Origin of the sequence: Streptomyces sp. NPDC057654 (genome assembly GCF_042800135.1) — a bacterium.
In the GTDB taxonomy this organism is placed as follows: domain Bacteria; phylum Actinomycetota; class Actinomycetes; order Streptomycetales; family Streptomycetaceae; genus Streptomyces.
Genome location: NZ_JBHVHQ010000016.1, coordinates 1 through 12043 on the forward strand (window position 1 = coordinate 1; position 12043 = coordinate 12043).

12 protein-coding genes and 1 pseudogene are annotated in these 12043 nt (G+C 71.4%); 6 read left to right on the forward strand and 7 right to left on the reverse strand.

The features are described from left to right. Window positions 1-148 precede the first annotated feature (148 nt). From ACFU99_RS02955 to ACFU99_RS02965, 3 genes are all read right to left on the reverse strand, one after another. The gene (locus ACFU99_RS02955) at window positions 149-583 is read right to left on the reverse strand and encodes a hypothetical protein (RefSeq protein ID WP_384384824.1); all 435 of its coding nucleotides are present in this window, start codon (window positions 581-583) and stop codon (window positions 149-151) included. A gap of 245 nt (window positions 584-828) precedes the next feature. Next, entirely contained in the window at window positions 829-1059 is a 231-nt protein-coding gene (locus tag ACFU99_RS02960; protein WP_384384827.1) for a hypothetical protein, read from the reverse strand. Between the two features lie 26 nt (window positions 1060-1085). Continuing rightward, window positions 1086-1478, reverse strand: coding sequence for a hypothetical protein (locus tag ACFU99_RS02965; RefSeq protein WP_384384829.1), 393 nt, complete (start codon window positions 1476-1478; stop codon window positions 1086-1088). 149 nt (window positions 1479-1627) lie between these two features. On the opposite strand from ACFU99_RS02965, the gene ACFU99_RS02970 reads away from it, so the two are divergent. The 5 genes and pseudogenes from ACFU99_RS02970 (at window position 1628) to ACFU99_RS02990 (ending at window position 4888) form a co-directional block, all read left to right on the forward strand. After that, window positions 1628-2338, forward strand: a complete 711-nt coding sequence (locus tag ACFU99_RS02970) for a DinB family protein (RefSeq protein ID WP_384384832.1) — start codon at window positions 1628-1630, stop codon at window positions 2336-2338. Between the two features lie 299 nt (window positions 2339-2637). Further along, window positions 2638-2852 (forward strand): annotated as a pseudogene (locus ACFU99_RS02975) (transposase); the annotation flags it as partial. A 121-nt stretch (window positions 2853-2973) separates the two neighbouring features. After that, the gene (locus ACFU99_RS02980; RefSeq protein WP_384384835.1) at window positions 2974-3762 is read left to right on the forward strand and encodes a class I SAM-dependent methyltransferase; all 789 of its coding nucleotides are present in this window, start codon (window positions 2974-2976) and stop codon (window positions 3760-3762) included. A 281-nt stretch (window positions 3763-4043) separates the two neighbouring features. Beyond that, complete coding sequence (locus ACFU99_RS02985) at window positions 4044-4562, forward strand: hypothetical protein (RefSeq protein WP_384384838.1); 519 nt, start codon at window positions 4044-4046, stop codon at window positions 4560-4562. A gap of 29 nt (window positions 4563-4591) precedes the next feature. Continuing rightward, window positions 4592-4888, forward strand: a complete 297-nt coding sequence (locus ACFU99_RS02990; RefSeq protein ID WP_384384841.1) for a hypothetical protein — start codon at window positions 4592-4594, stop codon at window positions 4886-4888. Window positions 4889-5115: 227 nt separating this feature from the next. Here ACFU99_RS02990 and ACFU99_RS02995 read toward each other — a convergent pair whose 3' ends face one another. After that, window positions 5116-5652, reverse strand: a complete 537-nt coding sequence (locus ACFU99_RS02995) for a CGNR zinc finger domain-containing protein (RefSeq protein ID WP_384384843.1) — start codon at window positions 5650-5652, stop codon at window positions 5116-5118. Between the two features lie 114 nt (window positions 5653-5766). Between ACFU99_RS02995 and ACFU99_RS03000 the strand changes: the two genes are divergently transcribed. After that, window positions 5767-7338 carry an FAD-dependent monooxygenase gene (locus ACFU99_RS03000; protein WP_384384846.1) on the forward strand — a complete coding sequence of 524 codons (1572 nt, stop codon included), beginning with the start codon at window positions 5767-5769 and terminating at the stop codon, window positions 7336-7338. 169 nt (window positions 7339-7507) lie between these two features. On the opposite strand, the gene ACFU99_RS03005 is transcribed toward ACFU99_RS03000, so the two are convergent. Genes ACFU99_RS03005 through ACFU99_RS03015 form a run of 3 tightly spaced genes read right to left on the reverse strand, consistent with a single transcriptional unit; the run spans window position 7508 to window position 11272 of the window. Further along, window positions 7508-8521 (reverse strand): 3-oxoacyl-ACP synthase III family protein, encoded by a 1014-nt coding sequence (locus tag ACFU99_RS03005; RefSeq protein WP_384384849.1) that lies wholly within the window; start codon window positions 8519-8521, stop codon window positions 7508-7510. Then, window positions 8518-10323, reverse strand: a complete 1806-nt coding sequence (locus ACFU99_RS03010) for an acyl-CoA dehydrogenase (protein WP_384384852.1) — start codon at window positions 10321-10323, stop codon at window positions 8518-8520. The genes ACFU99_RS03005 and ACFU99_RS03010 overlap by 4 nt, the downstream gene beginning before the upstream one ends. 16 nt (window positions 10324-10339) lie before the next feature. After that, window positions 10340-11272, reverse strand: a complete 933-nt coding sequence (locus ACFU99_RS03015; RefSeq protein ID WP_384384855.1) for an acyltransferase domain-containing protein — start codon at window positions 11270-11272, stop codon at window positions 10340-10342. Window positions 11273-12043 lie beyond the last annotated feature (771 nt).

Consider the following 12043-nt stretch of genomic DNA (forward strand, 5'->3'; position numbering starts at 1 on the left):
GAGGCGCCGGGTGTCTGGTGTCCGGCAGTTCGGCTGCTGGTTGGGGACTCCTCAGGGCGTCAGCAGGGCTCGCCGGCCCAGATCAGGCTCCCGGGAAGACCGGCAGGGCCGTCCGGAGGCGCGCCGGGCCGCCCTGCCGGAGCGCGGGTCAGCAGACGCGGATGGAGTGGGCGTAGGAGAGGTTGCTGTTGACGTAGCCGGGCGGGCGGCCGGAGTAGTCCTGGGCGACACTGCCGAGTGAACCGCCAGAGCCGTTCTGGCCGCGGTAGAAGGTGGTCCTCACCCCGCCGACCTGGTTGTTGTTGACCCAGGTGACCTGGTCATAGTCGGGGATGTTGTGGATCGCGCACGCACTCCACGGGCCGAACCAGTACCACTGGTTGGTGTTCGTGTTGTGGATGTGCACGCACATGCTGCCCGCCGGGGGGATGTCGCAGTTCGGCGCCTGGGCGGGGGATGCAGATCCGGTCGTGGTCGAGGACGGCGCGGAGTCGGCCGAGGCCGTGCCGTTCACCCCGACGAACGACGCGGCCACGAACGCCAGCACCGCAGCGCCCTTCACCGGCAGATTGCGTAACACCATGAAGATCCTCCTTAGATGATCCCCGCTACGCGGGAATGCTTCGGACATGACACCTCCTTTGTATGCAGCACCAATTGACACGGCCACGCCTTTTCCCTGGAGGGAAAAGGCCCCGGCGACAGCCGATCGAGACTCGGAGGGCGGATCGCGGTCGGCGCGCTCGACGACGTGCCCGCCGGAGCCGAGCTGGGGCAGCTCGGTACCGCTCCCCGCGTCGTCGGGGAAGGCGCGCGCCGCCCCAACCGTCACCTCCCGGCCGCCGGGCGGTCGCAGGGATCGCGCAGGCCGGCGGCCCTCAGCTCGGAGTCCAGGTCCACGACCGTGACCCGCCGCAGCTCCCGAAGAAGCGGGCTGGCCAGTACGTACCGCACCGCCGACGTCCCGTACGCGACCGGGACCTCGTTCTCCAGCACGAGCTGGTCGGCCGGCCGCGGCCCGTGAGGGTGGCGCCGCGCGGCGTAGACCGCGCCGAGCACGCCCCAGACCGGGTACTTCTTCGCCCTCAGCGCGATACAGTGGCGCCGCAGATGCGGGCACTGCCGGCGGGCGACAGGGCGCAGGGCAGACGCAGCGGCGGCTGCGCCACCGTTCCCTGCTCCAGGCGGGCAGCTGCCGCCGCCGTTCTTCCACCTTCGAGGAACAGGACGCCTTTGCCGGTGTGGCTGGCCCGGCCGCCGCACACTTGGCATCGGAGATGCTCCATAGCGGTGTGCTGTCGCTCTGAGTTGACCAGGCGCCACAGCGGAGTGCCGTCGCCGTAGCCGTCCCGCCACCGCGCCCACAGGCCGCCGCGCTGGTCCCGGTCTTCGGCGTGCTCGGTCCGGTAGCGCAGTCCGGCGGTGTCCAGCAGCAGTTCCGCGCGCGAGACCTCCCGCTCCCCGCTCCAGGCCGTCACGTACGGAACGCCCAGCCCCTGCGGACCGCAAGAGGGCGCGACACGGCGGTCATGGCACCTCCCGGCCGGACGTTTCGGACGCCCCGCGCATGGCCCATCTCCTTGTGGACGCCCGCCTGGTGTCGGACCTCCGGTACACAATGCTCGGCATGGTGAGCTTTGAGGATCAGGATCTGGCCGACGCGGAGTTTCGCGAGTGCGATCTGACCCGCGCCCGGCTGATCGGCGTGGTGATGCGGGACGTCGTGATCGACGGGCTGGTCAGCAACTTGGTGGTCAACGGCGTGGAGGTGACGTCCTACGTCGAGGCCGAGCTCGACCGGCGGCATCCAGTTCGGTTGCTGATGCGCTCAGGCGACCCGGCCGATCTGCGGAAAGCCCATCGACAGCTACGTGAAGGCTGGGCCAGGACGACCGAGCGGCTCCGAGCGATGCCCGTGGGTTCCGAGCACCGGCGTGTCGCCGACGAATGGTCGGCAGTGGAGACCCTGCGCCACTTGGTGTTCGTGCACGACTCGTGGTTTCGCCGCTGCTGCCTGGGATCGGCCCAGCCCTTCACCGGGATCGGGTTGGCGTCCGACTTCGTGCCCGATCAGGAGGAACAGGGCCTCGATCGAGCGGCGGCCCCAGGCCTCGACGAGGTACTGGCCGTGCGAGACGAACAGTCCGCCGAGCTGGAGCGTTGGCTGGCGACCGTGACGGTCGACGAGCTGTCCGCAGTCGCTCCCGTTCCTGCGGGACCGGGCTGGCCGCCGTACGCCGAGGGCAAGCCGGTGGTCGAGTGCCTGCGGGTGGTGCTGAACGAGGACTGGCTGCACCACGGGTTCTGCGTCCGTGACCTCGACGTGCAGGAACGCTGAGCTGGATCCTCGACATCGGGCCCGGTCACGTGGCCACTCTTGGGAGCGATCGCAGGGGATGAGGGCGGCCTTCCTCGTGATCCTGAACTCTGGCAAGGGGTACGGGAGTTTATGAGGAAGACCGTGGGGATGAGGGTGCTGGTGCGCGCCGATGTGCGGGGCGTGTTCGCGGAACTGTCACGTTTTCGGACGGCCTTCTACGGGCGTCTGTCCGCACGAGCGGATGCGTTCTTCGAACTGGCCGACGCGCTGCTGTGCGCGGACGGGCTGGTGCGGACACCCGTGGAACGGTCGCTGCTCGCCGAGCACCAGCGCGGCCACGGCTCGTCGTACGGCGCGGGTTCAGGAACATCCCTCCCCGCGTGGGCAGTCCGGCCCGTTCACCCAACCCACCCGGCCAGGGCCGGGACGACCGCACGGCTCCAAGAATCGGCACCCCGTCACCCGCTACGACGTGGGCAAGACCGTCAAACGCCCCGAGACACCCGTCGCTCTACGCGACAGTCAACGATAAGGAGCAAGCTGAGGCCGACATGATATGGCGCTTGAACGCGCGGCTCGTTGGGTCTTCAAGGGTGTGAGGGCGATCGGGAGCGGCCCGGAACCGAACTGGTGCAGCGCACGTCTCCCGCACCATGATCTCAAGTGAGCGTCAAGAGCACGCGATTTCCTCCAGGCTGGTCTCGCCGTCCGCGGTAAGTGCGGATCTGTCGGAGACCAACGACTACAACGGCTTCGCCGAGGCGTACACGGCCGCAAACGAAACCAACCTGGTCAATGCCTATTACGAGCGGCCCGCGATGCTGGCCCTGGCTGGAGACATGGCCGGCCGGCGGATCCTCGACGCCGGCTGCGGCTCCGGGGGCCTGTTCGCCGCGCTGCGCGACCGTGGCGCCAGTGTGAGTGGTTTCGACGCGAGTGCCGGGATGCTGGAGCTGGCTCGGCAGCGGCTCGGCGACGGTGCGGACCTACAGGTGGCGGACCTGGGCAGTCCGCTTCCTTACGCTGATGACACGTTCGACGATGTAGCGGCGTCCCTGGTGCTGCACTACCTGGAGGACTGGGGGCCGGCGCTGGCCGAGCTGCGACGCGTGCTCAGGCCCGGCGGTCGGCTGATCGTGTCTGTCGACCATCCCTTTGCCGTCAGCCTCATACACCGCGAGGCCGGTCATGAGGCCGAGTGCGACTACTTCGACACCGCCAAGTGGACCGTGGAGTGGACCGTGGGCGGCCGGACCGCTTTGGTGAGCAGATGGCACAGGCCGCTGCACGCGATGATCGAGGCTTTCATCGGGGCCGGTTTCCGGATAACGGTCATCAGCGAGCCGGATCCTGATCCAGCCGCCCGCGAGCTGTTCCCCGAGGCCATCGCGGCCAATCCGCGCTTCCTGTGCTTCCTGTTCTTCGTCCTACAGGCCGAGTAGTGACCAGAACGACCTGACCGCTGGGAAGCGGTCAGCTGTTCTCGTCCTCGGCCGCCTTCTCGTCGGTGCTCGGATCACGCAGCGGGCGCAGCCCGGCCACCGACGGACACGCTCTCATCAGCGATCAACCGGTGCCGCCAGCGCCGGCGGCAGCACCCCCCGGATCATCAACGACAGGGGCAAGAAGCCATACCGGCCCTGGAGGCCACGAACCCGAACCGGGCTCTGCGAAGAAGGCGATGGGCGGTGCGGATCACGTCGTCTCGTCTACCGTCGCCTGCATGAGCAGCGAAGGCGTAGTGGTGGATGAGGCGGTCCGTGCGGCGTGGGAGACCTACCGGGTCCTGGAGAAGCGGACGCCCGCCGAGGAGCGCCAGGAGGCGCAGCAGCGGGTGAAGGCCACGATGGAATCCGTCGGGCGTGAGGAGGTCTCCCGGGGCACGGTGTTCCTGGTGGGCGTCCTGACCGGGTTCCTGATCGCCGAGCCGCCCGGCGGCGGGGAGCAGCTCGATCCGCTGAACGACCTCATCCCCGGGGTGATCCGCAAGCTGCCCGCCTTCGACTTGGCCGACCCGGAGCAGGTGCCGATGGCCACCGGAGTCCTCATGGCCGCCGCCATGGGCATGGACGCCGTGGCCTGGCGCGACCGGTTCGGGAAGATCGAGCCGAAGGAGGCCATGATCCACGGCTTCGTGCTGTGGCTGCTCGCGGACCTCTTCGACTCCCTGGCCGGCAAGCCGGGCACCATCGACCAGCTGATGCGCGAGACCATCGGCTCCATGGGCACCTCGCAGGACTGACGCCCGACACCTACCTGGAGGGGCCTGGAGTGGCAGGGATCGAGCGGGAGCCGGCCGAAGTGCGGATCCCCCAGAGCGCGCTGAACGCGCTCGCTGCGGCCTTGAGCGTGCGCACGGTGGCGATGCGGACCTGGCCCGACGGCCTGGAGTGGATGTACCCGGTGGGCACATGGGACGAGGCGCATCTGGAGGTGGCGGTCATGCCCGGCGGCGAGGAGGTGTGGCTGCGGATGTCCACCGACCGGTCCAGCGTCGCCGTGTGGACCATTGAGCAGTGGTGGGCCTTCTCCGGGGAGTTGCCCGGCGCGACGCCGCCGCAGGCATGATCCCCGAGGCCCACGGCGGTTCGGCCGGCGCCCTGCGCCCGCTGCGCGATCCGGATGCACCCGGGCTGGACGAGGACGACGACGGCGTACAGGACTTGCGCGACGGTCCGTCGGCCTTCGGTTCAATGACCGGCGGTGGCCGGGCGGTCGCGCGGACCGGGGCGTCGTGCAGGCTCAGGCGCAGGTGACCGCGGCTGCCCAGACGGCCGCCAGATGCGTCAATGCGGTCATCGGCTCCGGTCGCGGTGGGCGGCGACGCGGACGCGGGTTCCGCAGCGGGTCGAGCAGTAGCGCTGCGGGGCGCGGCGGCCTGTGTCGATGAAGTAGCGGCCGCATCCAGGGGCGGCGCAGCGGCCCCATGCGCAGTAGCCGCGTTCGCTGAGCCAGAGGGCCAGGGCGAGGGCGGCGGTGGACAGCAGCCAGCGGGCGGGCTGTGCGTCGTGGGGGGCGGTGGTGCGGAGGGACCAGCGGCGTTCGGGAACGTGCTCCAGGCGGGGCCGGGCGGGGTACTGGTCGAGCAGGGCGTTGATCGCTTCGGCGGCGCCGTCCTCGTCGTCGAGGTCCAGGATTCCGGCTATGGCCGCCGCGGCCTCCCGCATCTCCCCTGCGGTGGTCTCGGTCAGCCGCAGGGGCGGGCCCCCGTGCGCCTCCACGACGGCCTCCAGCCCCGCTGGGGTGGCGCCGGTCCCGTCCTGCACGGCGTTGACCAGGTCGGCCAGAAGGTACAGGCCGCGCGGATTGTCATCGGTGAACCGCTGGTCCATGACTCGCCCCCCATGTCAGTTGACAGCACCACTTCATCATCACCCCTCCATGGTAACGTCTATATTCAGGTTAGCCGTTACCGCAGTGGTCATACCCACTCGAAGGAGCCCCCCATGACCGAATCGCACACGCCCGTACTGGTCGTCGGGGGCGGACCTGTCGGTCTGGCCCTGTCCTGCCTGCTCTCGGATCAGGGCGTGGACCACGTGCTGATCGAGTCCCACCCCGGCACCTCCCGCCACCCCAAGGCCCGGGGCGTCTCGGCCCGGTCCATGGAGATCTTCCGACGGCTCGGGCTGGAGAAGGAGGTCCGCGCGGCGGGGCTGCCGGCCGAGCAGGTCCGCTTCTACCGGGGCCGCGATCTCATCGACCCCGACTACGTCCGCAACGGTCTCGCCCAGGAGCCCGGCGGGGGCCCCGAGCACACGCCGTCACCCGGCCTCATCTGCTCCCAGGACGCCCTGGAGCCGCTGCTGCTGCGCCGCGCCACGGAACGGGCCGGCTCCCGTATCCGGTTCGCCGCCCGTCTGGTCTCCTTCGAGGACGACGGTCTCGGCGTACGGGCCGTCGTCGAGGACCGGGCCACGGGGCGTCTGGACCACCTACAAGCGGACTGGCTCGTCGGCTGCGACGGCGCCGCGAGCACCGTCCGCACCGGAGCCGGGATCGCGATGGAGGGCCCCGTCGGCCTGGGGCGCTATCTCAGCGTCCGCTTCGAGGCGCCCCTGGGAGAGGTCGTCGCCGACCGCGCCAGCGCCTCGTACTTCCTCACCGTCCCCGGCCGGGGCGGGTTCATGGCCGTCGACAACGACCGTCACTGGATCTACCAGTACCCCCTCGGACCCGATGCCGAGTCGGACCCGACGGACAACGAACTGCTGGCCGGCCTCGTCCGTAGGGCCGCGGGCATCCCTGACCTGGACGTGACCGTCCACGACACGATGACCTGGCGGATGGACGCACAACTCGCCGCCTCGTACCGCCGCTCCCGCGTCCTGCTGGCAGGCGACGCCGCCCACGTCGTCCCGCCGACCGGCGGACACGGCATGAACACCGGTATCGGCGACGCCGACAACCTCGCCTGGAAACTCGCCGCCGTCACCGCCGGATACGCCGGCGAAGCCCTCCTGGACACCTACGAGGCCGAGCGGCGCCCCCTCGCCCGCCAGGTCGTCGACATCTCCACGGCCAACGCCGCCAACCGCGCCGGCTACCGCATCGACGACGAACTCCTCCTGACCGCCGCCTACCGCTCCACCGCCGTCATCCCCGACCTGGAGCACACCGGCGAACACGGGGTTCTGGACCCGTCCGGATACAGGCCCGGTTGCCGGCCAGGAGAACGCGCACCCCACATACGCCTCGCCCCGGGGCCCGCGGGCGTCACCTCCACCCTCGACCTCGTCGGACCGGGCTTCACCCTGCTCACAGCGGACGAGGACCCCCGGTGGCAGGCGCAGGCCGAAGCCGTACGGCAAGCCGGGGTCCCCCTCGCCCTCCGGGCCGTACGCACCGCCGGACAGCAGGAAGCCGACCCCGGGCAGTGGGCACGCCTCCTCGGCGCCGACCACGCGAACACCGCACTCCTGGTACGCCCCGACGGACACATCGCCTGGCGCGGCGACCTCCCGGCAGACCCGACGACCCTTCCGGCCCTCGTACGACGCGTACTCGCGGACCGATGACTTTCGTCGGCGGCCGCGCGGTCGTGCGCGGCTTCCGCCTCGCGTCGGCGCAGGGTGCGGGCGGCGTCCGGGGCGGTGGTCGTCGGCGCCGGCCGCATCGGCGGTCCGTCTTCGAGCAGTCCCTCGAACTGCTTGTCGGCAGCGCCCCGGACTGCCGGGATGTCGTGGGTCAGTGGACGTGGACGGTGCTGGCTCCGTTCCAGGTGAGCATGGTGCCGGCCCAGGTTGCTCCGGCGCCGAAGACGCCCATCAGGAGGCGGTCTCCCCGTCTGATCAGTCCTTGCGAGGCGGCGTCGGCCAGGGTGTAGGGGGCGGAGGCGACGCCGAGGTTGCCGACGGCGTTGCCGGTGATGTGGAGTTTCTCGGGGGGAATTCCGCATGCCTCGCCGAGGGAGCTCAGGAGGACCGGATTGGGCTGGTGGGCGACGACCAGAGCGATGTCGTCGAGTGTCAGGCTGCCGCGGGCCAGCATCAGGTCGATGGTCTGTGGAAAGACCGTGTTCATGAAGGCGGTCAGTCCCCGGCCGTTCATGCGTACATGGTGGCTGCCGGCGCGAATCGTTTCCTCGGTGGGCGGCATGCGGCTGCCGCCGGCCGGGATGACGAAGTGCTCGGCCAGGGCGCCGTCGGAGAAGAGCTGGAAGTCGTCGAATCCGTGGGCGGCCGGTCCGATGACGGCGGCGGCCGCGCCGTCGGAGAACAGCGACGCGGTCTTGCGTTCGGCAGGATCGATGTACTTGGAGTACAGGTCGACGGCGACGACCGCGGCGTACTGCGCGGATCCGGATGCCCGCAGCCAGTCGCAGGCCAGCTTCGCGGCGAAGACCCAGCCCGAACAGGCGGCCCCCACATCGAAGGCGGCTGCGCCGCGGCAGCGGGTGTTGGCCTGGATGCGGCAGGCGGTGGAGGGCACGACTTCGTCGGGGGTGGAGGTGGCGGTGATCAGCAGGGCGATCTGTTCGGGAGCGACGGATGCCGCGGCCAGGGCGGCTTTCAAGGCGGTGGAGCCCAGGTCGGATGCGGCTTCGCCGGGACGGGCGAGGTGGCGGTTGCGGACGCCGGTGCGCTGAGTGATCCATTCGGGGGTGACGCCCGCTGCGCGTGCGACGTCCTCGTTGGTGCGGACTCCGGTGGGCAGGCAGGTGCCCATGCCGAGGATGCCGAGGCGGGGCGGGGCGCTCATGCGGACTCCCCGTTGCGGGCCAGTGCCTCGGCCAGGCGGCCGGCGTAGTCGGGGGCGGCCAGGGCGGTGGCGGTCAGGTCGGCGGGGAAGCCGTCCAGGCGAAGGAGGTCGTCCAGGTGAGGGTGGAGGTGCCAGCAGAGAGTGGCGGCCGCCTCGTCCAGAGCGTGGGCCTGGGCGGGTGCCAGGGTGTGGTGGGCGAGCAGGGCCCCCAGGCGCAGTTGGGCCTGGCGGACGCCGTAGAGGGCGGCGAGGGGGCGCAGGAAGGGCAGTTGGCCGTCGGGGAGGCGGGAGATCGCCCGGTGGAGGGCGTCCGCTGTGGTGACGTCGGCGTGGGCGTGGCCCAGGGCGGCGGTCTGCGGCAGGAGGTGGTTCCCCTGGTCGGCGATGTCGGCGGTGTCGGCGGGAGTATCGGTGAGGCGCTGGTGAAGGGCGTGGGCCTGACGGGCTTGCTGGAGGCGGGCGGTGGCGGGCCACCATCCGGGGTCGGTCACCGGCAGTGGGGCGTCGGGCGGGGTGTCGTCGGGCGGGGTGTGAGCCAGGGTGCGACCGGCTTCGAGGAGGATGAGGTGGTTGTCGCCGCCCGCGGTGGCGAAGGCGCGTGCCAGCCCGTGCCAGGCGTCGATGCGGTTGGGCTCCAGGAGGCCGTGCAGCCCGCAGTGGCGCTGGCAGGCGGCGGTGACGCGGACGGCTCCTTCGCAGACGGCTGCTTTGCAGACGGCCAGTTCGGGGGCCATGGCCGACCAGGGGGCGAAGGTCATCGTGGTATCGGTGGCGGAGCGGCGGTCGGACGGCTGGGCCCATAGGGCGTGGGCGTGGCGGGCGGTGCAGGTCAGGGCGAAGGCTTCGGCCAGGGCCCCGTAGAGGGCGATCTGGTGGGTCCGGTGGTGCAGCAGGGGGGCGCCGGGGGCGAGGGCGTTGTGGGTGGTGCGGGATCGCGCGAAGCGCAGGGCGGCGGTGGCGCTGGTGCGGCTGACGGCGGCGAGGGCGGCGGGGATGGTGCCGTACATGCCCGGCCCCGCGGCCAGGGCGCGGATCAGGCGGTCCTGAGGTCGGGGCAGCGGGTCCTGGAGGGTGGTGCCGGTGAGGGTGACGCCGGGGGCGAGCCAGTTGGCGTGGGGGACGCGGGCCCCGGTGAAGCGGATCAGCGCGTAGGGCACGGGCAGGGCCGCGGAGGCCAGGGGGCCGGATATGTCCACTCCGGGGGCGGGGCCGTCGTCGGTGGTCAGCGGTACGACGAAGGGGTAGACGCCCTGAGCGGCGCCGCCGCAGTGCAGTTGGGCGAAGACGATGCCCAGGGCACGTCCGCCGCGGGGGCTGACGGAGGAGAACTTCGCGGCGTCCGCGTCGGGGGTGGTCAGGGTGAAGTCGCCGGTGGCGGGGTCGTGGACGGCGCGGGTGCGGGGGTTGAGGTGGCTGCCTGCGTGGCCTGCCTCGGTGATCAGGTAGACGCCCTTGGCGCGGCCGGAGTCCAGCGCCTCCAGGTGCGGAGCGGCCTGATCGGGGGTGGCCAGGAGGGTGAGGGACCCGGCGACGAGGATGTGGTGCAGCAGCGTGGACATGTACAGCGGCGGGTCGGCGACGGCCGTGTGGGTCTGGAGGATGCCGGCCTGTCCGGGGTCGGCCAGCAGCTGCGCCGCGCCGGGCAGCGCGGCGGCCAGGCGGGTGATCTGCGCGGTGCTGCCGTCGCGGTGACGGTCGCGGTAGGCCGCGCAGTCGCGCAGGACGTCGGCGATCTGTTGGCGTACGGGCGGCGGGCAGGGGGCGTGCAGCAGGTCGTCCAGTGTGTCGGCGGGGATCGTCAAGAGGGTCTCCTTCGGGTCAGGGGAAGAGGTGTTCTGCCAGGGGGGCATGGGCGGTGCGGCGGGGGTCGGCGCGGCGTACGGCGTCGGTGACGGCGGTGCCCGTACCGGCTTCCAGCCACAGGCCGGGCTGTCCGCTGTCCGCGGTGGCAGCGGCGCGGAGCAGGTCGAACGGATGGGTCAGCGACCGTGTGAAGCACCGCAGGACATCGTCCTGTTCGTCATAGCGGCGGTCGTGGGTGGCGGAGTAGACCGGGAGGCGCCCCGGCTGTGCGGGGAGAGGGGCCAGGGCGTCGGCCAGTTCGCGGGCGGTGGCCTCCATGGCGGGGTGGTGGCACATGAACGGCAGACGCAGCCGGGTCGCGCCGATGCCGTGTCGGGCCATGTGCTGTTCGGCGCGGGTGAGCTGGCCCTCGGGGCCGGTGATGACGACTTTGTCGGGTTCGTTGGTGCAGGCACGGACGACCTGCGGGCATCCGGCCGCGCGCAGCACCCGGTGGGTGTCCTTCTCGGGGGCGGCGATCAGGGTCATACCGCCGGGATGACGCAGCAGGGCCCGCGCCGTGCGGACGGCTGCGTGAGCGCCGTCGGCGGTGGTGAGACGTCCGGCGGCGACCAGGGCGGGGATCTCGCCGAAGCTGACGCCGACGACGCGGTGCGGGGCGTATCCGGCGGCGGTCAGCGCGCGGTGCACGGTCAGCTGGGCGCCGTACAGGGCGATCTGATGGGTGCCGGGGACGGCCGCGGCCAGGTCGGCCCCGCTGGGTGGGCCCGTACCCAGCAGGGCATCACGCAGCGGGGGCAGACCGTAGCCGCGGCCGACCTCGTCGGTGACGGAGTACGTCTCGCTCAGGGCCTCGCCGACGGTTCTGTGGGCACGGGCCGCTCTGGCCAGCACCCTCGGTGAGAAGTCGCCCTGCCCCGGGAAAACATGCACCGTACGCCTGGACATGCTCCGCCTCCCTTGTCCGTAATCTGCTGTGGAATCCGGGCACCGTGATCGGCCCCGCGTAGTGCCCCGCGCTGTCCGCGGCACGAGGCAGCGCGCCCGGCACCTCACCCGGCCGGCTCCATTCCTGCGGAAGGCGGTGCCGGCGCTCGCGCGGCCCGCATCGCCCTTCAGTACGTGTGGCTGCTCCCCGCCCGAACGGCCCGACCGGCCCGACCGGCCCGACCGGCGTGCGGCTGCCGGCACGTGCGATCACCGCGCGCCGGACAGCCCGCGGACGGGCCGCCGCCTTGGAACATTCGAAGGTCCGGAGAAGGCGCTACCGAAACGTTTCGGCAGCGCTGCAAACACATGCGTCCGCCACCGACCGCGCAGTCAGGGGCATGCCATGAGCTCTCGGCCGCTCCGGCATCGCACGCCGCCGGACCGAAAGCGCACAGGAACCCGCCCCGCCCCAGGAACCGGGCCGGACGTTCCCCGCCGCATCACCCCGGCGCTCGCCCCCCGGCGCTCGGCATGCACCGGGCCGGGGCCGGGATACGCAGCCCAGCATTCATCGGACCGCCCGTCCCATCTCTCACAGAAACACCAGAAAGGTCAGATCGAACCAGCAACTCCAGTGGACCCCTCGCGCCAATTGGATACAACCCCTTCACGACGGCGCACACAGGCATCTCCCGCGCCCTTCACAGCACTGCATATGCCAAAGGCCAGGCCGAGCGCTGCGTACCACCCCCAAGCGGCGCGCACGCGGGCGGAACCGCTGCTCAGCCG